Here is a 21,853-nt window from a genome sequence, read left to right as displayed (position 1 = left end):
AAAAACTAGGATGGTCGACCATCACGTTGGATGGCGGCGCTGGAATCATATCGTTGAATTAACATCCGAGGCGCGCCGGGCAGCGTGCCCATTACTACAAAGTTGAGGCTTTTATGAAACGCGTATTTCCAAAATCTGGTTACGACCCTGTTACAGGCGAGTGGAATGACAGCCTTACCGGCGGGTTCCTCTGGTCGAATGTCAACGTCAGCGAAGCTGTGCCGGATGTGATGACGCCCAGCACCTGGTCGTTGTGGCGGATTCATCATTACGACGCCAACCCGATCAAGATGCCGGGCAGGATTCCGTTTTGCGGAAACATTTGCGGGCGTCCCTATCTCAACCTGAGCCTGCTTGCCTCTTTGTTTCGAGCGATCGGAAGAGATGTCCGCAGGGAGATGCAGGGCGATATGATAGGCTCCGCCCCGGATGAAATGAACATTCCACTCATTCGATTTTCCCCCATCACAGTCGTCGTGAAGGTGTTGCCCGGGATGTTGACAGCGAAACGTGATGCGCATCAGAGCCAGAAAGCCGTCTCGCAAATTACAGCGTCCATGCCTCAGTGGTGTGAAGGGATGCTCAAGGTCATTCAAGCAATACATGACAAATCCAGTCTCTTGGTCCTCTGGCATGAAAGCATCCGTCCAAAAATTTTCGAGATATGCCGGATGGTACGCGGCGCGACCATGGCGTTTGCGGATCCCGCCACGAGTCTGCGGCTCGAATTGACAAAGGCGGCAGGAGAAGCCGATGCAAATACCATCATGTCGAACTTGTCCGGGGCATCTGCCAATCTGGAAAGCCTTGGTCTGACGGTGGGTTTGTCACGCGTCGCAAACGGGAAAATGAGTCGGGGGGATTATCTCAAGAGGTACGGGCATCGCGGTCCGCATGAAATGGAATTGTTCATTGCAGGCAATGAGGAGGAAAAGGATTGGCTCGACCGCCAATTGGAAGCTTTTGCCAGATCACCTGTGGATGTGGAGGAGTTGCTGGCAAGTCAACGCGCGGAGTTTGAAAATGCCTGGGAGCGGTATCAGGCAAAACATCCGCGTGAGGCGAAAACAATCCAGAGGAAATTAAATGCCGTTGCGATGGCGGCTCGGAATCGCGAAGCAATTCGATCCGAATTGACGCGCCTCGCGCGGCTGGTCCGTCAATACCTATTGCGCGTGGGCGATATCACAGGCTTGGGCGATGGCGTCTTCTTCCTGTCGTTGCATGAAATGGCGAACACGCTGGCAGGCGATGAAACTGCAAAGGCATTTATCCCGGCGCGGCGCGAGACGTATCTGAAGTATTCGGCGCTGCCGCCGTATCCATCCATCATCATTGGAAGATTCGATCCATTCCAATGGGCGGCTGACCCGAACCGCCGCAGCGATTACTTTGACTCGCGGATTACTGCGACGAGGATCGAAAAAAGCATCAAAGGGTTTGCGGGTGCGGCGGGTTGCGTGGAGGGAATCGTCCGCCGAATTGATTGTGCAGAAGATGGAAACCAAATTCAACCCGGTGAGATTCTGGTCACGGTCACAACCAACGTTGGCTGGACACCACTCTTCCCGCGTCTCGCCGCGATTGTCACCGATGTAGGCGCGCCTCTGTCTCATGCCGCGATTGTAGCCCGTGAAATGGGCATCCCCGCCGTGGTGGGATGCGGCAACGCGACCATGCTTTTGAAAACCGGCAACCGCGTCCGCGTGGATGGAAGCCATGGTACGGTGACAATTCTTTAGAAAGGCGGAACCATGAACACGAAAATCGCACAGCTAATGGAAGAGGCTGACAGGACAGAAGTCGAAAAAGTCATCCATGATTGCATCGGCTGGGCATTGACCAAGAACATCGACAGGTTGTTCTCCATCGTGGCGCAGGATGATGATTTCTTCATCTTCCATCCCGATTCAAAATCAACCATCGTCGGCTTCGAGGCGTTCAAAAGTCTGGGTGAGCGTTTCTGGATGAAGGACGCGTTCAAGGCCACGGACTATTCCATCAAAGACCTGCGTGTCAAATTTTCCGAACTTGGAAATGTCGCGTGGTATTCGTGCTTTCTCGATGACCACGCCGAGTGGAACGGTCAACCAACGGGATGGGACAACTGTCGTTGGACAGGCACGCTCGAAAAGCGAGGCGAAAAGTGGGTGACGGTTCAAATGCACTTCTCGTTCCCGAAGGATGAATAAAGGAAAACAATCATGATCTCCATACATCCAAATCAAGTCACACCCAAATTGAGATCCATGTTCGACTTGAATATGCCCACTGGTATTCGCGCGTTCGCCGTGCTTGCGGGCGGCAACGCGGGCAAAATCTTCACCAACGATCCCGCGCGCCCGCGCTGGTGTCTCGTTTGGGAGGCGGATGATGGGACTCTCTATCGCGGCGGCGAATTCGACGAGGATGTTTTATCCGAAGCGATCCATTTACTCAGGCAGGATGAGGTCGTCGCGTTGGGATTCCGTGATGGAGATTCGGATGTGAACCGCTTCCCCTCCGACCCTGATGCTGGCGCGGAATGCCTGGAGTTTGATCGCCCCGTTGGTGGTTCCGACCTCACCCCGTATCTTGGCACGTTGCCCGACGGATTCTCCATTCATCGCATGGACCGCGCGCTTTGGGAACGTAGTCCCAAACTTGATGAAAACCTGAATCGCTACGGAAGCATGGAAAACTTTCTTGAAAAGGGAATCGCTGTTTGTATTTTGCACGGCGATACAACAATCGCAGAAGCCTACGCGGACATGGACATCATGGGCGTGCGCGAACTCGGCATAAGGACACACGAAGCATATCGAAAGCAGGGTTTCGCGACCATCGCCTGCGCACAACTGATCAAACTCTGCGAAGAAACAGGCTCAAGCGCCTATTGGGATTGTGTCAAATCCAACGCGGGTTCTATTGCGTTGACCCGCAGGCTGGGCTTTCAAAACAAAAGAACCTACAAATTGCTGGCATGGTTTGAACCAAAGGAACAACCGTTGCCAATCAGACAACTTGCTTCGGCATCGCCGCGCTGAAACCGGTATATCGAAAAAGAAACCAGGAGGAACCATGGACTCACAGGTTTTTCATAAATTTCTTGAAGAGAGAAAATTCCCGCCCGAACGCATTGATACATTCCTCGCGTTCGCGGAAAAATTCGTCGCAGCCTGTGATGGGAAGTCCCTCGCGGAAGCATTCCCTTCCTTTTCCGCACGAATGATCGCCGAGGGGCTCAACGCGTTCGATAATTACTATGCCATTGCGTTATATGGCAGGTTCTTGAAAGATAACGCGCTCCTGCTTGCCGCGCTCGAGTTGATTGACGGCGGCGAGGTGCTCGACAACCTGTACAAAAAGACGGGCGAAGTATTGGGCGAAACGCGGCGCGACGAAATTTTTACAGGCGTGGAACTCGTCCCGTTGGGGACGCCCAATGCGGAGAAACCAGCCGCGATGCAGGTCATGATCGAGAGGCTGGAACGCGCGGAACCACAAGCCTGCAAACAAATCCTTTCGAGCGGATTGCGCGACCTGCCCGATGAATACTATGCGGGGACGAAGAAAAAGTTCGAGGAGTGCGCGAACATTGACGAATACCTGCTTCTCAAAAAACAGGATTTGATCACCGAACTCGAAACGGTCCGGCGCGAGGGCAGGCTGTATTTCAACCAGGAGATCACCGATGAAGTGATCGAATATGTCCGCCGCGAGCCGGAGATCGGGCAGGGTGTGCGAGTCGGCAATATCATCCACGAGACGAAGATTCCCCATCAGGCAAGGGAATATCTTGCGGAGACAGATGAGGATAAAAAGCGCTATTACTATGCCACTGCCCATGGGTGAAGGAATCGCTGAAAGCGGGCAGGTCGGATATCTCACCGACGTTTTGCAATTGCTCCGCCGCGTTCCACAAAAAACCGTGGGAGGTCATCTTCGGTCAGACCCTGCAAGCCGATGTGCTGGAATCCGTTTTGCAAGGCAATCTGCGCTGCCGCTTCGCCATCCACCTGCCGGAGAAAATATGAACGCACAGAATGATTGGAAAACGTTTTTCGGTTTTGCCCTGCGCGTGATTGTCGCACATATGGCGACCTACTTCGTCTTCGGCATCATCATGTCCAATGTGTTCGATTACGGGGAAGTCTTCAAGCGCGAGGTCATCCGTGACTATATGCTTCCAATGGATGAGCACAACATCGTTCTCGGTCCCTTGATGCAACCCATCCGCGGATTGATCTTCGCCATTGGGCTGTGGCCCCTGCGCGGTCTCCTGATCGAAAAGAAACGCGGTTGGCTCATCCTGTGGGGACTGCTCGTCACCATAGGAATTCTATCCACACCCGCGGCTTCGCCCGGCTCCATCGAAGGGATGCTCTATTCAAAACTGCCGATGTGGTATCACCTGATGGGCTATCCGGAGATTGTATTGCAAACATTGGTCTTTTCCATCTGGCTGGTCTGGTGGGAGAAACAGTCGGTGAGAAGCCATGGGACAGAAATACGAAAGGAAGATTCGCTGTTCGCTGAAATCGTAAAAGCGGTCATGACTGCCTGTTTTGCCTACATCGGTTATGCCCTCGGCGGAATCCTGATGGCATTGGTGGCAAACGCCCGTGCAACCGCAACCGGCACAGGTGGTGTGGATTTCGCAACCGCAGGCGCGGACTTCAAAATGCAGTTCATGTTTGTGGTGGCATTTATCGTCAACATCATTGCTATTTTATGGGTCGCGCGCCGGTGGCAGGCGAATCAAATTACCTTGCGTGGCACCTTCCTGCTTTTCTGGTTCATCGACGCGCTGGTTCCCTGGCTGTATCAAACCTTCGTTTTAGGCGGTTCATTCATCCCGACAGCCATCCTTCTGGGACTCTTCCCCGCTGCGATCATCGCCCTCAGTGTACGGATGAATTACCGGAGGACTGCAATACAAGAAGGCAGGTAAGAATGAAATGGATTTGGACTCTGACAGCGATCCTAATTCTATTGACATCCTGTTCAGCGCCTGCTACAGACATTTCTCAGGCTCAGCCTACACTAACTCCGAATGAGGCGGAGACAGCTACTCTTCGATCTCTGCAGCAGGTGGATGATTATCCGCTCTACGCGATGCGCTATTACGGGACTTACCCCGAATTGACATTCTCTTACGAATTGCCGGATCTTTCCCAGCCGATGGCTGTTTCTGCACAAATGTCCTGTCGCGTCGCCTGGGGCTGTTCCCTCTTCGCCGCGTTGGGAAATGAGGATGACCGCCTCTTCGGTCGCAACTTCGACTGGCGTTTCAGCCCCGCCCTGCTTTTGTTCACCGACCCTGTGGATGGATATGCCTCCGTTTCCATGGTGGATATGGAGTATCTCGGCTTCGAAGGGGACCGCTCGAAGAATCTGACCGACATTCCCCTCGAAGAGCGACGCGCGCTTCTGGATGCTCCCTCCCTGCCGTTCGACGGTATGAACGAAAAGGGATTGGCAGTCGGAATGGCGGCTGTCCCGGAAGAGGATATGCCTTTTGATCCCCGGAAAAAAACGCTCGATGAATTGGAAGCGATTCGTGAAATCCTCGACCATGCCGGAACGGTGGACGAAGCGATTGAAATCCTTGGCAGCTACAACATTGACATGGGCAGCGTCCCGATCCATTACCTGATCGCAAGCGCGTCCGGGGAATCGGCTTTGGTGGAGTTCTATCTAGGGGAGATGGTTGTGTTTCATAACGAATCTCCCTGGCAGGTCGCCACAAACTTTTTATTTGCCTCCACAAAAGGCAATGCGCAAGGTCATTGTTGGCGGTACGACCTTATCGAGCAACGTCTCGATGGGCATGATGGTCGAATATCTTCCAGGGATGCGCTTCGTCTACTCGAAGATGTGTCCCAGGATATTACGCAATGGTCGATCATCTACCACATGACCAGCGGCGAACTGGAGGTTGTCATGGGACGTGGCTATTCAGGGAAAGCTCACATCTTTAATTTGAAACAAGCGATACGGTAAGACCTATGACAAAGAAAATTGTCATCACTCTCATTGCTCTGTCCGTCGCCGCGCTCCACTTCTTGACAGGTGAAAACTATCGCGGACCGTTTCCCGCATTCGTGAACAGTTATTTGATTGATATTCTCCTGCCAATGACATTGTTCCTGCTGATTGGCCTCTTCCAAAACAAAATCGTTAGCTCAACTATCTTCCGCGCTTGTGCGGTATTTGGAATCGGCTGTCTTGTGGAAGCATCGCAATATTTCGGTCGCCCCATCTTTGGTAGTGTCTTCGACCCGTTTGACATTCTTGCTTATGCAGGCGGCGTGGCGCTCGGCGTTTTGCTCGATCTCGTCCTCTTCCCGCGCATCATCTTGAGTTGGATGGAAGCGCGGGGACGGTGACGTTCATAAGCTGACATCCTATCAAAAGGAGAAAAAATGGATCACGTTGTATATCTCGATGCACAAGCGGAGGAACTTGAAAACCTGCTGGCTGGAAGGAAAACCATGATCATCCGCGGCGCAACGGGACGCAAACTCCCGCACGGGCGCGTGGACGCGGGAGACATGCTGTACTTCATCAACAACAACGCGGAAGGAGCGGTACGCGCGAAAGCCAAAGTGAAGAACGCCTTTCATTCCGAGAAAATGACCGAAGATGAGTCTCGCGCGCTGGTGAAAAAGAACCAGCCCAAACTGAGTCTGACCGAGAAACAGATGAAACGCTGGGCGGGCAAGCGTTACATTGTCCTGATCGAAGTTGCCGATGTAAAAGAAATCCCGCCTTTTGCAATTGATAAAAGCGCTTACGGCAACATGGACGACTGGCTGCCTGTGGGAAAGATCGAATCGGTGATTGTTGAAAGGAAAAAATGAAGAGAGACCGTTCTTTTCCAATGCTATTCCGATCGGCTCTAAATTGGCTTGCGGGTTCATCGGGGCGCGCTTTCGTTTTTATCTTCTTCCTGGCATTTGGAGTCAGGGCTTATTCCTGGATAAGAAATCCCCCTTTGCTTCCAAATCCCGACAGGGAACTGGGAGCAATCGCCCGCTCGCTGGTTGAGACTGGTCAATTTGCAAATCCCTATATCATTGAAACGGGTCCCACCGCGCACCTGCCGCCGATTCCTCCGGCTATCCTGGCATTGATCCTGTCCGTGTTTGGAAACACATGGTACGCAGGGTACGTATTCGCGATCTTCACGGCAATGATCATCGCCGCGGCGTACGCGCTGATTCCCTGGGTGGCCAACAAACTTGGAATGGAAAAACCGGCAGGACTCATCGCAGGCTTGGCTGGCGCGCTGACCCCGGAGTTGGAAACACTCAATCATGGTGAGGGACTGGCAGGACTCGCGCTGGTCTTGATGCTGGCGGCTTTCCTAAAAAGATGGAGTCATGAACGAAGTTCGTTATTCGGTTCATTCCTGCTTGGGTTGGGAATCGGAGCATCCTTCCATGTCCAGCCCCCCATTCTGCTTGTTTTTCTGGGTTACTTTGCCTATGAAATTGGATGGCGCCGCATAAACAGGAAGTTGGCAATGAGCGGTATGTTGGCGCTGGGAGTCGTACTCGCCTGTGTGCCGTGGGCGTGGCGGAACCATAACGTGCTTCACGGATTCTTTTTCATTCGAAGCAACCTGGGGTTGGAACTACGCATGGGCAATAATAATCATCCGGGCGTTGCCGCCACCTTTGCCGAGATGGATAGAGAGGGATTTTTCTACCAACATCCTCGTCTTATTGCCACGGAAGCGCTAAAGGTCAAACAACTGGGCGAAGTGGAATACATGCGGCAGGCTTTGGATGATGCAGTGAATTGGATAAAAGAAAATCCAGGTGAATTCCTCAGGTTGACCTTCCTGAGATTCGTCAACTTTTGGTTTATTCCTCAACGCCTCTCATCCGCCGCCCTGTTTCTCGCCGTTTTTACGATTCTCGCAATCCTCGGCGCCTGGAGAATATTTCCAAGCCAGTCGCTTCCCCAGCGAATCGCACTCCTGACCCCGTTGATCGCATACCCGCTCATCTATTACCTTGTCCCATTTATGCCCCGCTATCGCTCGCCCATCGACTGGCTGGTTTTCATGCTCGCCGGCGTTGAAATCTGGCATGGGCTTCTTCTCAAATGGGTGCTTCCGAATCCTAACACGCGAGTTTCACATGTCTACAAACACTGACAAGCCCTCCAAAGATCGCTGGATGAATGTAAGACAAAGCATCGGTATTGTTGTGATCGCGCTTCTACTCTTTGCCTACTATGTTTACACCTGGCGAGGCACGGGCAATTTTAGAATCGCCATTGATAGATGTTCGCAAACCTTCTGCGACTTTGCAGATTATTACTACCCCATGGGCGAGTCGATTCTCCAAACTCGCGAGCCCTTGACAGGTTTTGTCTACTCGCCCTTCATCGCCTTTCTGTTTGCCCTCTTCACGCCATTGGGAATCGACTCAGCGCTTCTTCTCTGGGGACTCCTGCAAGGCATCTGCATTCTTCTTTTTATTGGACTCTTTCACCGCCTCATTCCAACGGGATGGTGGATTCAACTTCTATTCATTTTCCTCGCCTTATCCTCTTTTCCCCTCCTGCACAACCTCGTGTGGGGACAGGTTGGCATCATCACGACAGTTTCGATTCTAGGCGCGCTGTTCTTATACGAACGTGGTCAACGAGCCCTTGCCGCGGTTCTTCTCGCTTTTGGAATCAGTTTCAAGTTTTTCCCTCTCATCTTCCTTTTGCCTTTTGTGATTCGCCGTGACCTCCGCTTCCTTCTTTACTCTTTTATTGCGTGCGCCGTATTCCTCATCGTGATTCCCGCCGCCCTCCTCGGCATGGACGGCGCGACGCGTTTCTATGCCGCATTATTCGACTCGTATCGTCACTTCGATTGGGTCATCGCCAATTACAACTCTCAACACTTCCCGCACGTCATACTTCGCCTGGCAAAGGCGACGGGGATCGATGACGCAATGCTTCGACTGGCAATATCAGCGGATTTCAACCCGAGCATGTATCTTCAAATACTACGCTGGTTTTCATACAGCATTACGGCATTGAACGCGGGACTCGTTTACTGCATTCAACGTGCCCGCCTGCCCCATGCGAATCTCCGGAGTTTTCACATCCTTTTCCTGACGGTCCCCTTCGTCCTGCTGACGTCCTGGCCCGTTGACCTCGTTTACATCTCCTTCGCGCAGGGACTGCTTGCCTGGCAACTTGTGGAGGAACAGAAGGTAATCCGCGCATCGCGAATTACATCTTCAATTTTGCTTCTAGCTTCGATCATTATTTCAAACATCGTCTTCTTCAACCTCCTTGGCAACCGTAACCTCTATGGCTCGAGCGGCATCACCTTTTGGTCTAATGCGCTCCTTCTGGCGGCTTCGTACGTGGAACTCCTGCCGATCGCATTCCGACAGATTCGCATTGCAACCAATAGCAACATCCTGCCAAGCAGGTCTGCCAGCGTGAGGACAGTAAATCTGAATAGTTGAAACAAGAAGGAATATGATATGTCTAAAAATGAAAAAAAACATCGACAAGGATATTGGATGGGAATCGGTATAAGCATTGGAATAGCGTTCGGCGCGGGACTCGGACCGATCTTCGATAACTTCGGCGTTGGCATCGGTGTCGGAATTGCCTTAGGCGCCGCCATTGGTACGGCGCTGGAACAAAGGCATAAGGATGAACTCCGTCCGCTCACGGAGGAGGAGAAGAGAAGACGACGAAGAGGCATCCTCATTGGCGTGGTATTGACAACCTTGCTTGTCGCAATCACCATCGTGATATACCTCCTTAAAGCTATTTAACGATGTGCTCAACTCTCAGACATAGTAAAAGATAGGAGTTCGACATGTCGGCAAAATATCGCGTCCATCGTTTTAACCTCCGCATGACCGCCGATCAAAGCAAGTTGGAACAATTCCTGAACAGTTTGGAAGGCGAGATCATCTCCATCATCCCGAACGTCACCTGGTTCCCGAGCGGCGCTTTGGTGGATTTTCTGCTCATCGTCGAAAAGATTGTCTGAATGAGAGTGTCGTGTATAAAAGGTATATGTCGTATGGATGTCGTGCGCACGACGTTGTAATTTTGGGTCCTGTTCCTGATAATGGCGTCAAACCAGTAAGGAGTAATAATGAACCAACCTCAACTCGGACTCAAAGTCTCGGAACTGCGCCAGCAAAAAAACCTGACGCAGGAACAACTGGCGGAACGCTGTGAAGTCAGCGCCCGCACCATCCAGCGCATCGAAAGCGGAGAAGTGGATCCGCGCGCCTACACCCTTCATTGCCTCGGCGAAGCGCTCGACTTCGACTTTGGCGGGGAGAATCCAACCAACGAGAATCTCTGGCTGACGATTCTGCACCTCAGCAGTGTGTTCTGCATCCTCATCGTCCCGCTGCTGCTGTGGTCGTGGAAGAAGAACCAATCCTACAAGATTGACCAACATGGACGCCACGTGCTCAACTTCCAGATCACCATGACGCTGTCGCTCTTCGCCGCATTGTTCTTCATGCTTGTTGGCCTGCCCGCATTGCTCCTGCTGAGCATGGATAAGGGAGAGGGATTTGTGGTATTGGCTTCAACTATTGGAATATTCAGCATCTTTCCCTTCATTTTCATCGGGATATTCTGCGCCTATCAGGGTGTGGTCAATGCCATGCGCGCGTTGTCGGATAAACCCATCCGCTATGCGCTGAGCATTTCATTTGTAAAGTGAAACCAACAAGGTGACAGTCATCTGCAAGATGGCTGTCACTATAAAAAAGGAGTCATTTATGTCCGTGCAAACTGTAAGAAATATGACAATCCATATTCCCTCCGCGTTGAGACTGGTCGGCATCCTCGGCGGGACGTGGGCAATTCTGATCACTGTCGGAATGGTCATCGCCTATCTCCCCGATCACCCCGATTTTTCGCCCTTGACTACTTACCTCAGCGACATGAGCGATACGCCCGGCTGGTCGCAGATTATCTGGAATTCGGGCACGCTCATCGCGGTTCCCATTCGTTATCTTGTGCTGGTGTTGCTGGTCATGCGGCTCCAGCAACTGGGCGCAGGCAAAGCATTCGCCATTGCAACCCTCATCATCGGCTTCTTTTCCACCGCCGGAACCGCGTTGATGACCGCCACTCCTTTTAGTGTATCTCCCGTCGTCCATAAAACGGGCATCGGCTTGTATTTCTTCGGCGTGGTGGTGCTTCAAACGATCATCTTCATCAAGGAGTGGTCGCTGAAAAGCATCCCCCGGGGCTTGCCGCTGTTGAGCCTGGCGATGGTCATTGTCTATTTCGTGTTTGTGACTCTGGTGGTGCTGCTTGAGCAAGGCGTGGTGAGCCGGGCAACACCGGTCATCTGGGAATGGCTGGCGTTTTTCACCTCAATTACCTGGGTGCTGGCGCAGAGCATTCTACTCGGGAGAACAGATCGTGTCCAATCGTAGGCGGCTGACGCTTGAGCGGCTCGAATATTATTTGGTTTATCTCATTCTGATGTATCGTCGTTTGATCTTGATCGTTGGGTTGTTTTTTCTGGCATCTGCCGTTATGACCATATCAGCAAATCGAATAGCAGGTTTCGCGGCTTTGTTTCCCGCCGTCGTCCTGCTCCTGTTGGGAAGTTCATACAATGTCGTCGTCTACACTGCCCGACTTGGAGCATGGATAGGAACACTCTGGAGAAGCGATAATGAACACAAGGAATGACCAACTCACCCTGCTCATCAAGGGCAAACTTGCGCCATACTACATCTTTTCATTCATCATCGCCATTTTGATGTTGATCGCCTCGGTGATCGGTCTTCAATACAACACCATCATCTACCCGACAGAGGAGTTGGCGCGAACGTTCATTCCCAATGATGTGGTAAACCTTCTTGTCGGGTTGCCCATCCTGCTCGGCTCGATGTGGCTGGCATGGCGCGGCAAACTCATCGGCTTGCTGTGCTGGCCCGGCGCGCTGTTCTTCGTGTTTTACAACTACACCGCCTACGTTTTCGCCATGCCGTTCAACTGGATGTTTCCAATGCATCTCATCCTGATGATGCTTTCCGTATACGCGCTTGTTGCCCTCGTCGCGCTCATTAACGGGAAAGCCGTCCAACAAAGGCTCAGCGGCTCGGTCCATGAACGATTCGGAGGCGGCGTCCTTGCTGGGTTCGGCATCCTTTTCCTTTTACGTGTGATCGGTGTGATGGCCGGAGCGCTTACCAGCGGAACCCCGCCCGCAGAAACGGAACTCGCCGTCAATATCGCAGATTTTCTCACCACGCCCGCCTGGGTCATTGGCGGCATCATGCTTTGGAAACGCAAAGAATTGGGATATGTCACAGGTATGGGATTGCTCTTTCAGGGCTCTATGTTGTTCATCGCATTGATCGCCCTCCTGCTATTGCAGCCATTCCTTACCGGTACGCCATTTGCGTTGGTTGATGTCATCGTGATCTTCGTGATGGGGACGATCTGCTTCATCCCGTTTGCACTTTTTGCGCGCGGGGTGTCGGCAAAATCATAACAAGGATGCTTTAACAATGAAACTGACATTACGCAACTATCGGAACGAAGAAGACTATTGACGTCATCGCGAGTTTTGCTCCGCGCGACGATCCTTAATCAGCGCCGCTGGCGCAGTTGGCACGTTTCACGCCTGGATTATTGGCGGTGGTTTGCGATCCCCAACCCGGAGAAACTCGACCCTGACAGCCGAAGGCATCCATGAAGAAGGGTACAACGGTGTCGCATTTACGCGATGCGAACGCTTCCTTGATTCGATTCGGGATACCGGCAAAGCCGCCGAAGTCGTACCGTGGTTTGACAAAGGATGGGTTCAAGTTCATAGTTGGCTTCTCACTCTGGGTTGGATGACTCGATTGACCTGTTGGTAGAACTGGTGAGTGTCACTTTCGAAACTACAGTCACTTGCAGTGAGAGGATTTTATACATTCCCGATGATTTTGAAAAACTCCTCAACCACCTGGGGGTCAAAGTGTTTCCCGGATTGTTCCCGAATGTATTCAAACGCCTGTTCACGACTCCAGGCAGGGCGGTAGGGACGATCGCTGGTGAGGGCGTCCCACACATCTGCGATGGCGAAGATTCGCGCAGCGAGGGGAATCTCGTCGCCTTTCAGCCCGTGCGGGTACCCCGTGCCGTCCCATTTTTCGTGGTGGTAATGGGGAATATCCAGCGCGGGGCGCAGGTATTCGATTGGGGCGAGCATCTCGTAAGCGTATTCCGGATGGCGGCGCATGACGCTCCATTCTTCGTCGGTTAGCGGACCGGGTTTGAGCAGGATGTCATCGGGAATGCCCATTTTGCCGATGTCGTGCAGGAGCGCGCCGCGGCGGATGTGAATCATGTCGGCTTCGGGAATACCCATTTGGCGCGCCAATTTTATGGTCCGATCAGAGACGCGCTGGGTATGTCCTTCGGTTTCCCTGTCGCGCAAATCCATCGCGTGGGACCATCCTTCGATGGTGGAGTCGTATGCCTGCATCAACTCGGCGTTCGCACTTTCCAGGTCTTCCAACAATCCGGCATTCTCGAGGGCAATGGCCGCCTGCCCGGCGATCATTTCAATGAAATTGAACCATTCCTTGTTGGGCGTGATCGTACTCCGTTGATAGGTTTCAAGAACGCCGATCGGGTGGCCTTTTGCGATCAACGGAACAGCGTAGTAGCTGGAGAATCCCTCCCTTTGCCAAAGATGGTAAAACTCGGGAACGCGGCGGACAGTTTCCATGTCGGCGTTGACTGCCCGTTTTTCCGAGACAGCGATGCCCGCAAAGCCCTCACCAATCGGGACATATACTAATTCGTCCAAAGGGTTGGTGAAGCCTTGATAGGCTCCCAAATGCATTGCATTCACTTTGGGGTCGAGCATAAGAATATCGGCGGCACTGACTTCAAGTTGCGAAATGACCTGGGTGAGAATGGTTTCAAGAGTGGTACGGCGGTCAAAACTGCCGGTGATAGCCATATCGATCTGACGCAATGATTGAAGTCTTTCCAGGTGAAGTCGCACCTCTTGATTCAGGCTCATGCGATGTAAGGTTGTTCCAGCCATTTCAGCAAGCGTTTGGAGGAGGCGGAGATCTTCCCGGCGAAATGCACGTTGGCTGGGAAGGGCCAGGGTCAACACGCCCAGGATTTTCTCATTGGAACGGATCGGGAGGCATGCGCCTCCCCACCCAGGGTGAAGAAGCGGGCGGGACTCAGGCAGTGTAAGCGGATCACTGGCGAATTCGGTCGAAACGTGGGTTTCCCCGCTGGCGAAAACAATCCCAAAAATCCCTTCTCCAGATCGAATTGGGCGTTCTGTTATCTCTGCAAGCCAGCCGCGGGCGATCACCTGATTCAATCGTTCAGTTTCTGGATCCCACAAACTGATGACCCCGTGGCGTGTGTCGAATACGTTAATAATTTCTTCGAGCAAAATGGCCAGAGCATGTTTTTGATTGCTCGACGCCCGCAAGGCAATGGAGATACGATTTACAGTCTCCAATTCGCGAACACGCTGGCGGATCTCAGCTTCCGTCCGTTTGCGCTCGGTAATATCCTGCTTGATGGCGATGAAGTGCGTGATCTGTCCGGTCGAATCGATGAGTGGGGTAATGAGTTGTTCTTCGTGGTAGAGCAAGCCGTCCTTGCGTTTGTTGGTCAACTCGCCATGCCAGGGTTTGCCGGCATGGATCGTATCCCAGAGTTCCTTGTAAAACGCTTCGTTTTGTGTGCCGGATTTTAAGATGCGTGGGTTCTTGCCGACGGCTTCCTCCATCGAATATCCGGTCAGGCGGGTGAATGCCGGGTTGATCCATTGTATGATTCCCTCTGTATCTGTGATGACGATGGCATTGGCGGCAGCTTCCAGTGCGGCTCCGCGCAGGCGCAGGGAGGCTTCGGCCTGTTTACGCGCAGAGATGTCACGGTAATTGACAACGACCGCTTGCACGTGAGATTCTTCGAGCAGGTTTGTGGCGGTGGCTTCGATCCACCGCCAGGAACCATCGTTGTGGCGCAGGCGGAAGATGCCCTCTTTGCTCTCGCCCGGCGTTTGCACGACCTGCTCGAACATGGCTTGGGTCCATGCAAGGTCTTCAGGGTGCATGAGTTCGAAGATGTTCCGTCCAACAAACTGGTTGGGCGCGAATCCGAGCGTGCTGGAGGCGGAAAGGCTTTCCCACAGCAATTCGCCGCTTGCCGACAACAGGGAAATATTATCGCGCCCGTGCTCGATCAGGGCTCGAAAGCGTTCCTCGTTGTTTTTAATTTCCTGTTCTGCCCGTTTCTGTTCGGTCACGTCGCGGGCGATGTGAAGGGTTTCAACGAGTTTTCCATCTTTGTAAATGGCGCGTCCGCGTATCTGTACGATGAAGGTTTTTCCATCGAACGTTTGAATGGGGAGTTCGACTTCTTCAATGGATTCCCCGACCCAGATGCGTTGCAAAGCATGCGCAATCTCCGCCCGCCACTCGGGAGCAGCCAACTCCAGCGCGGACTTGCCCAGCAACTCCGATTCAGTACAGCCGAGCTTTTCGTACATTGCCCGGTTTGCGCTGGTTATCCTCCCGTGGAGGTCGAGTGTAAAAATGTTGTCATTGGCGTTTTCGATATAAGAGCGGAATCGTTCCTCGCTCTCGCGTAGAGCCTTTTCCGCCTGTTTTCGCTCGGTTACGTCCATGGCGACTACAAGTTCGGCGTGGCGGCCTTTGTATTCGAGAGTGTGCGAGACGATCTCCACAAAGATGAGGCTGCCGTCTTTCCTGATGTGCCGCCAGACTCCCGCCTCATCGAGACCTTCCGTGACGTGTTCGACATTTTCGACCAACCGGGGAACGTCTTCGGTCGGGCGGATATCCTTGATGGTCATGGACAGAAATTCGGCTTCGGACCACCCGTATTTTTCCACTGCCGCATGGTTGACCTCCAGAAACTGGTATGTTTCCAGGTCATAGACCCACATCGGCAGGGGATTGTGGTTGAAGAATAGATTGCCGGGTCCGTCACTCATGGCAGAGCCTGTTATCCGGTTTGCCCTGAAGCGAGCATTTCTGTTGGTCATAAATAGACCTGTTCTCCATCAAAGGCCTCCAAGATGCAAACCCAGCATCTTCGTTTTGTCATTGCCTGCGGAATAAATCGCCAGTACTAAAGTCAAGGGAATCAATGTCTTGCTCCTATCGGATATTCGCAAGGAGCATCCGCACCGACTCGCAGGGCGGTGACGCGCGATTTCCCTCGTTTCCCATCGAAATTCGAGCAGGCTTTACTATCATCATTGCGCTTTGTCTTGAATGGCATACCAGCTTGGTGTGTCAGGTTTCTGTTTATTTCATTTTAACGTAAGTACTGTGCTGCGTCAGCCAAGGACATGATTCCTTGATGTTCAAAAGAAGCCTTCAGTAAATCCGCCTCCTACGGTGAAGGCGATCCATTACGCATCGTAGACCACAGTCCGGTTGCGCCCTTGTGCTTTGGCGGCATAAAGCGCTTCGTCTGCGCGTTGGATGACGCGCTCGACGTTCTCGTCTGGCGGTTCGCGCACCAACTCGGCGATGCCGATGCTCAGTGTGATCTCGGGATTCTTCTCCATCCCCTCGATGCGCAGGGAAGTCACGCTGGCACGAATGCGCTCCGCGACCGGAAGCGCCTGTTGCGCGCTGGCGTGGGGAAGCAGGGCGATGAATTCGTCCCCGCCGTAGCGCGCGATCACATCGGAGGCGCGCACTTGCGATAAGGCGGCGCGCGCCACCTGCGACAGCAGATCGTCTCCCGCGGCGTGCCCAAGCGTGTCGTTGACCTTTTTGAAGTCGTCCATGTCGAACATCAGGAAGGAGAGCGGGCGTCTATGCCGTAAAGCGGCATGAAATTCGCGCGCGGCGAGTTCGAAAAAATGGCGGTGATTGTACAGCCCGGTCAATCCGTCGGTGCAAGACAGACGTTTTTCGCGCTCTAGTGAATCCTGCAGTTCGCGGTTGGCTTCTTCTAGCGCGTCCCTTGCGCGACTCAAATCCTCCTCGGCTTGCCTGCGCGAAGTGATGTCAGTGACAAAGCCTTCGTAATATAAAATGTTCCCCTGAGAATCCCTCACTGCTCGGGCGCTTTCCTGTGTCCAGATCCGCCCGCCGTCTTTGCGTTTGTTCTCGCTGATCAACCCATGCACCTCGCCCTCCTCTGTAATCCGCCGTTGGAATTCCCTCCGGTCAGCCGGGTCTACGTAATAATCCGCTTCCATGCTCGATATGCCTTCGATGAAATCCTTGGGTGAATCGTAGCCAAAGATGCGGGCCATCATCGGGTTGGCTTTCAGGGACTTCCCCCCGGGTGTGGATTGATATATGCCCACGGTTGCGTATTCGAAAATGGCGCGATAATTCGCCTCGGCGGTCCGCAGCGCCTCCTCTATTTCTTTGCGATGTGTGATGTCGTGCGCCACCCACAACGTGCTATCCGCATCCAGCGGTGAGATGGTGGCTTCAAACCACAAGGGCTGGCTGTTGATGAGCAGTTCGTATTCGATGTGCGCGACCTGGTTCGTTTTCAGGACCCTTTCCACGACTGTGCGAAAAAGTTCCGCTTCGCCCGAAGGAAAGACGTCCCGTAGATTTTTCCCGAGCAGTTCCGCGGGCGGGCGGACCAGTAAGCCGGGATTCGTCGGACCGATTTTGCGGTAGACCCCTTCCCGGTCAATGACCAGCACCACGTCATGCATCGAGGCAAACAAGGCGCGCAGTTCCGCCTCCGAAGACGCCAGCGCGTTCTCGATCCGTTTGCGGTCCGTGATCTCGCGCTGGATGCCGAAATGCCCGGTGATGCGACCAGCCGCGTCGTACATACAAATGTAATCGCCCTCGATCCACATCTGCGTTCCATCGAAGCGGCGTTCGTCTGTTTCAATATGCAGGCGCCCCTCATTGAAGAACTTGCGCCAGACGCTTTTTCCCTGCGCCGGATCGTGGGCGAAGAAATCGTTGGGGGTCAGCCCGAGGAACTGTTCCTTGGTTGCGCCATATTGATGGAGCATGGCATCGTTGACCCTGGTGATGCGCATATGCGAGAAGGCATAGTCGAGGGCGCGCTCTTTGTCAGTGCCGTCATCCCACCGCAGGGGTTCGTCCAGCATCATGAAGAAAAAGCCGTCGAGGGATTGCGAGAAGAAAAGTTCCAATCGTTCCTCAGCCTCCCTTGTTTCTTCCTCCGCCCGCTTGCGCTCGGTGATGTCACGAAATGACCAAACCCTGCCCTGCAATCCGGATCCATCCAGAAGCGGGCGCGACAAACGCTCGAATATCCTGCCATCCTTGAAATACAGCGTGTCGAAACTCTCAACCGCCGAGTTGTACAATTCCCGCACCTTGTAGAGGAACTCCTGCGGATCGGACAATTGATCGAGAACGGATTCGAGCAGAAGCGCATCGTCCTTCCTCTTTAGCAACTCCCGCGGGATGCGCCACATCTCAACGAAGCGTTCATTGGCAAACAGGACTTCGTTATCCAGGTTCACCGCAAGAATACCGTCCGAGGAGGCTTGCAGGATCCCTTCGAAGAAACGGGGCTTTCCCATCTGCTTCTCGCGATTTGTGCGCACTGGTTTGCGATTCGTTTTCATGGCGATCGCCTTTCGGGATGGACGTCCATCCATTGAACGATGGATTCATTTATACAACGAATCCATCGTTCATAACAGGGCAGGCATATTGCAAAACTGTAACTACAATGCCCAATCATGGATGGATTCCCAAACTCATGATTGGTGGAAAACTGGAGGGGGTTTGGGTTGGAAAACGACTGAGAAATTCGGAGTTGGAACCATAATGTGGGTATCAAAAGGTATCCGCATGAAACTCCTCCTGCTTGGCGCGTTCTTCATCAAATTCATATTTCCCAGGATGTCGGAATTATCCCTCTTGATTGCAGAACTGGTCTTTCCGCCCCCGGTGATTTATTCTCCCGCGTTTCGTTAGGATGAAATATGGGAGAGACGATGACGTCATTGTTGAACATGTAGATGTCCCGAAAACGAATGCCGGGAATCGCGTCATGAACATCGTCCTTTCCTGCCTGCGGAATGTCATCATTATTGTCGGATTCGGAAGAACGGATGCTAGAATGATTAAGATGCGTGCAGGAAACCGACCATGCAAAATAAATTGTTGACCGAGTTGCAGGAAGCTGAGGCGGGTTTCCGCGCCATGTTCGAAAATTCCGCCATTGGCATTGCGTTGGTGGGGTTGGACGGCTTCCCGCGCATGGTCAACCCGGCGATCGTCCGCATGACGGGGTACAGCGAGCGGGAGCTGCTCGATATGCCGGGTCTGGCAATGAGTTATCCCGAAGACCGCAGCCTTGCGCTCGCCCCCATGCAGGAATTGCTGGAGGGAAAACGCAATACCTTTCGATCCGAAAGCCGCTTCGTGCGCAAGAACGGCGAGATCTATTGGGTGCGGCAGACGATATCCGCAGTGACTGGGCAGGGAGGAAAACCGCGCGAGCTGGTCATTATGGTCGAGGATATCGATGAATCCAAACAAGCCACGCTGGCATTGCAGGAATCAGAAGCCCGTTTTCGCGCCATGTTCGACAGTGCGGCGATCGGCATTGGGATGATGGACCTGAAGCGGCGGGTCATTCGGGGAAATTTGCAAGCCAGGGGTCTGCTCGGTTACAGCGAAGACGAACTTCGGAATCTTGATGTGATCGAACATACCCATCCGGAAGACCGTGATATTGATCGGATATTGTTCTTGGAACTGATTTCTGGCGAACGCGATTCGTATCAGGTGGAAAAACGATACAAACATAAGGACGGCCACTGGGTTTGGGCTCGTTCGACACTTTCAGCGGTCAAGGGTTTCGACGGCCGTCCCATGTACATCCTTGCCCTGGTCGAGGATATCAGCGAACATAAGCGGACGCTTGCCGAATTGAGCGAATCGACCGAACGCCTGCGGTCATCGGAGGCGCGTTTCCGCGCCATGTTCGATAACGCAGCGGTCGGCATGGCGTTGATGGGCATGGATCGGAGAATATTGCAGATCAACCAGGCAACCGAGCGCATCACGGGCTACCCCCTGGATGAATTGATGACGATCGATCCCACCCAGTTGGCGCATCCCGATGACCGTTTTCTCGACAATGAATTGTTTGCGAAACTGACCCGGGGAGAGATCGACCGGTATCAAATTGAAAAAAGATTTATCCGCAAGGATGGCACCCTTTTCTGGGGTCGGGTGACATATACGAATGTCCGCAATGCCGGTAAAAAGCCCGAATATCTGATAGGCATGATCGAGGACATCACGGAACAAAAACATACAGCGGAACGATTGGCGGAACAGGAAGCGGAATATCTTCTCACCCTTCAAAAGCGGGTAACTGAACGAACGCACGAACTGGAGGAAACGAATCAACGATTGCACAAGGAGATCGAACAACGCCTTAAGATCGAAGAGGAGCTTGCCGAAAATGCCGCAGACCAGGCCGTGACCGCGGAACGGACCCGCCTTGCCCGGGACCTGCACGACGCAGTGACCCAAACATTGTTCTCTGCCAGCCTTACAGCGGAGGTACTGCCCGAGTTGTGGGAAGTGGATGTGGAGGAGGCGAAGAAGTCCACGGAGGAACTACGCCAGTTGACGCGCGGCGCTCTGGCTGAAATGCGGACGCTGCTTCTCGAACTACGTCCCGCCACACTGACCCAAACGCGGCTTGTCGATCTCATCAAGCAATTATGCGAAGCGTTCATCGGCCGTTCGCGGTTACCGATCAAATTGACCGTCGAAGGCGAGTCCGAACTCCCGCCGGAGGTGCAGGTCGCTTTTTATCGTGTAGCCCAGGAAAGTCTGAACAATGTGTTCAAATACGCGCGGGCAACCCAAGTGGATGTTAAATTATTCGTTTCACCCTCATCGGTGCATTTCGAAACCTGCGATAACGGCATCGGCTTCGACATGGCTGCCAGCAAACCGACCAGCCTCGGCATGCGCATCATGCACGAACGCGCTGAAGCCATCGGAGCCGACCTGTCCATCTCCAGCACCATCGGTTCGGGGACCTGCGTGGAAATGACCTGGAACAAGAATCCGAATATCAAATTGCGAGTTTTGTAAACCGCCTGCGCGAATCGGAAAAGTCGAAGCAAATACCCAAGGAGTAAGAATGGCCATCAAAATCCTTCTCGTGGATGACCATGCCGTGGTACGAAGCGGCCTGTCGAAATTTCTCGGCGTCAACAAGGACCTTAAACTGGTCGGCGAAGCGTCCGATGGGGAGGAAGCGCTGCAAAAGGTGTCGCTGTACAAACCCGATGTTGTTCTCATGGACCTGATGATGCCGGGCAAGGACGGCGTCACTGCCACGCGCGAGATCATTCAGAAATATCCGCAGACCAAGGTCATCGCGCTGACCAGTTTTGCCGAGCAGAACATGGTGCAGGGCGCATTGCAAGCCGGCGCCATTGGCTACTTGCAGAAGAATGTCACCGCCAGGGAATTGGGGAACGCCATCCGCTCCGCTTGCCAAGGCCGCATGACCCTCTCGCCCGAAGCCACACAAGCGCTGGCAAATTCCGTTGCCCAACCACAGATTGCAGGCGAACAGCTGACAGACCGGGAACGCGATGTGCTCAAATGCATGGTGGATGGACTCAACAACAATGAGATTGCCGAAGCGCTGGTCGTGAGTCTCGGCACGGTGAAATTCCATATCTCGAACATCTTTCACAAACTCGGCGTGGATAGCCGCGTGGAAGCCGTCAAGGCGGCGATCGAACAAAAGCTGGCCTGACATGCCCCGGCGTTGGGATGAGGCGCACTATCCACTAGGCTAGGTAAAGACCATACCATCGTCGGTTTCTCATGAGCCTCGCTTGTCATAG

General features: G+C 53.3%; 22 protein-coding genes. 19 read left to right on the top strand and 3 right to left on the bottom strand.

Features of this window, described 5'->3' with window-relative positions; all coding sequences use genetic code 11:
* The first annotated feature begins 113 nt into the window (after nucleotides 1–113).
* The 17 genes from HS100_04835 (at nucleotide 114) to HS100_04755 (ending at nucleotide 12,493) form a co-directional block, all read left to right on the top strand.
* On the top strand, nucleotides 114–1,742 hold the full coding sequence (locus tag HS100_04835) for a hypothetical protein (GenBank protein ID MBE7433218.1): 1,629 nt from the start codon (nucleotides 114–116) through the stop codon (nucleotides 1,740–1,742).
* 12 nt (nucleotides 1,743–1,754) lie between these two features.
* On the top strand, nucleotides 1,755–2,192 hold the full coding sequence (locus tag HS100_04830) for a nuclear transport factor 2 family protein (protein ID MBE7433217.1): 438 nt from the start codon (nucleotides 1,755–1,757) through the stop codon (nucleotides 2,190–2,192).
* A gap of 12 nt (nucleotides 2,193–2,204) precedes the next feature.
* Nucleotides 2,205–3,026, top strand: a complete 822-nt coding sequence (locus tag HS100_04825) for a GNAT family N-acetyltransferase (protein MBE7433216.1) — start codon at nucleotides 2,205–2,207, stop codon at nucleotides 3,024–3,026.
* 34 nt (nucleotides 3,027–3,060) lie between these two features.
* Nucleotides 3,061–3,834, top strand: a complete 774-nt coding sequence (locus HS100_04820) for a hypothetical protein (GenBank protein MBE7433215.1) — start codon at nucleotides 3,061–3,063, stop codon at nucleotides 3,832–3,834.
* The gene (locus HS100_04815) at nucleotides 3,831–4,016 is read left to right on the top strand and encodes a hypothetical protein (protein ID MBE7433214.1); all 186 of its coding nucleotides are present in this window, start codon (nucleotides 3,831–3,833) and stop codon (nucleotides 4,014–4,016) included. Before HS100_04820 ends, HS100_04815 begins: the two co-directional genes overlap by 4 nt.
* Nucleotides 4,013–4,933, top strand: coding sequence for a hypothetical protein (locus HS100_04810; GenBank protein ID MBE7433213.1), 921 nt, complete (start codon nucleotides 4,013–4,015; stop codon nucleotides 4,931–4,933). Before HS100_04815 ends, HS100_04810 begins: the two co-directional genes overlap by 4 nt.
* Nucleotides 4,934–4,935: 2 nt before the next feature.
* Complete coding sequence (locus HS100_04805) at nucleotides 4,936–5,985, top strand: linear amide C-N hydrolase (GenBank protein ID MBE7433212.1); 1,050 nt, start codon at nucleotides 4,936–4,938, stop codon at nucleotides 5,983–5,985.
* Nucleotides 5,986–5,990: 5 nt separating this feature from the next.
* Nucleotides 5,991–6,371 (top strand): hypothetical protein, encoded by a 381-nt coding sequence (locus HS100_04800; GenBank protein MBE7433211.1) that lies wholly within the window; start codon nucleotides 5,991–5,993, stop codon nucleotides 6,369–6,371.
* Between the two features lie 36 nt (nucleotides 6,372–6,407).
* The gene (locus tag HS100_04795; protein MBE7433210.1) at nucleotides 6,408–6,845 is read left to right on the top strand and encodes a hypothetical protein; all 438 of its coding nucleotides are present in this window, start codon (nucleotides 6,408–6,410) and stop codon (nucleotides 6,843–6,845) included.
* Nucleotides 6,846–6,979: 134 nt separating this feature from the next.
* Entirely contained in the window at nucleotides 6,980–8,149 is a 1,170-nt protein-coding gene (locus tag HS100_04790) for a hypothetical protein (GenBank protein ID MBE7433209.1), read from the top strand.
* A complete protein-coding gene (locus tag HS100_04785) occupies nucleotides 8,133–9,467 on the top strand; it encodes a DUF2029 domain-containing protein (protein MBE7433208.1) in 1,335 nt (444 codons plus the stop codon). Before HS100_04790 ends, HS100_04785 begins: the two co-directional genes overlap by 17 nt.
* 18 nt (nucleotides 9,468–9,485) lie before the next feature.
* Nucleotides 9,486–9,785, top strand: coding sequence for a hypothetical protein (locus tag HS100_04780; GenBank protein MBE7433207.1), 300 nt, complete (start codon nucleotides 9,486–9,488; stop codon nucleotides 9,783–9,785).
* Nucleotides 9,786–9,829: 44 nt separating this feature from the next.
* Nucleotides 9,830–10,006, top strand: a complete 177-nt coding sequence (locus HS100_04775; protein MBE7433206.1) for a hypothetical protein — start codon at nucleotides 9,830–9,832, stop codon at nucleotides 10,004–10,006.
* Nucleotides 10,007–10,114: 108 nt separating this feature from the next.
* Nucleotides 10,115–10,699, top strand: a complete 585-nt coding sequence (locus HS100_04770; GenBank protein MBE7433205.1) for a helix-turn-helix domain-containing protein — start codon at nucleotides 10,115–10,117, stop codon at nucleotides 10,697–10,699.
* Between the two features lie 58 nt (nucleotides 10,700–10,757).
* The gene (locus HS100_04765; protein MBE7433204.1) at nucleotides 10,758–11,423 is read left to right on the top strand and encodes a DUF998 domain-containing protein; all 666 of its coding nucleotides are present in this window, start codon (nucleotides 10,758–10,760) and stop codon (nucleotides 11,421–11,423) included.
* Entirely contained in the window at nucleotides 11,410–11,685 is a 276-nt protein-coding gene (locus tag HS100_04760; protein MBE7433203.1) for a hypothetical protein, read from the top strand. Before HS100_04765 ends, HS100_04760 begins: the two co-directional genes overlap by 14 nt.
* The gene (locus HS100_04755) at nucleotides 11,669–12,493 is read left to right on the top strand and encodes a hypothetical protein (GenBank protein ID MBE7433202.1); all 825 of its coding nucleotides are present in this window, start codon (nucleotides 11,669–11,671) and stop codon (nucleotides 12,491–12,493) included. The genes HS100_04760 and HS100_04755 overlap by 17 nt, the downstream gene beginning before the upstream one ends.
* A 94-nt stretch (nucleotides 12,494–12,587) precedes the next feature.
* Here the strand turns inward: HS100_04755 and HS100_04750 are convergent, their stop codons facing one another.
* The 3 genes from HS100_04750 to HS100_04740 form a co-directional block, all read right to left on the bottom strand.
* Nucleotides 12,588–12,815, bottom strand: a complete 228-nt coding sequence (locus HS100_04750) for a hypothetical protein (GenBank protein ID MBE7433201.1) — start codon at nucleotides 12,813–12,815, stop codon at nucleotides 12,588–12,590.
* A gap of 98 nt (nucleotides 12,816–12,913) precedes the next feature.
* Nucleotides 12,914–16,039 carry a PAS domain S-box protein gene (locus tag HS100_04745; GenBank protein ID MBE7433200.1) on the bottom strand — a complete coding sequence of 1,042 codons (3,126 nt, stop codon included), beginning with the start codon at nucleotides 16,037–16,039 and terminating at the stop codon, nucleotides 12,914–12,916.
* Between the two features lie 372 nt (nucleotides 16,040–16,411).
* Complete coding sequence (locus HS100_04740; GenBank protein ID MBE7433199.1) at nucleotides 16,412–18,586, bottom strand: diguanylate cyclase; 2,175 nt, start codon at nucleotides 18,584–18,586, stop codon at nucleotides 16,412–16,414.
* Nucleotides 18,587–19,115: 529 nt separating this feature from the next.
* Here HS100_04740 and HS100_04735 point away from each other — a divergent pair.
* Both HS100_04735 and HS100_04730 read left to right on the top strand, forming a co-directional pair.
* On the top strand, nucleotides 19,116–21,086 hold the full coding sequence (locus HS100_04735; protein MBE7433198.1) for a PAS domain S-box protein: 1,971 nt from the start codon (nucleotides 19,116–19,118) through the stop codon (nucleotides 21,084–21,086).
* A 49-nt stretch (nucleotides 21,087–21,135) separates the two neighbouring features.
* Complete coding sequence (locus HS100_04730) at nucleotides 21,136–21,762, top strand: response regulator transcription factor (GenBank protein ID MBE7433197.1); 627 nt, start codon at nucleotides 21,136–21,138, stop codon at nucleotides 21,760–21,762.
* Nucleotides 21,763–21,853: the final 91 nt, after the last annotated feature.

This window comes from Anaerolineales bacterium (genome assembly GCA_015075725.1).
GTDB lineage: Bacteria > Chloroflexota > Anaerolineae > Anaerolineales > Villigracilaceae > Villigracilis.
Note: the sequence above shows the minus strand (reverse complement) of the source record. Positions and strands in the feature narration are given on the sequence as shown.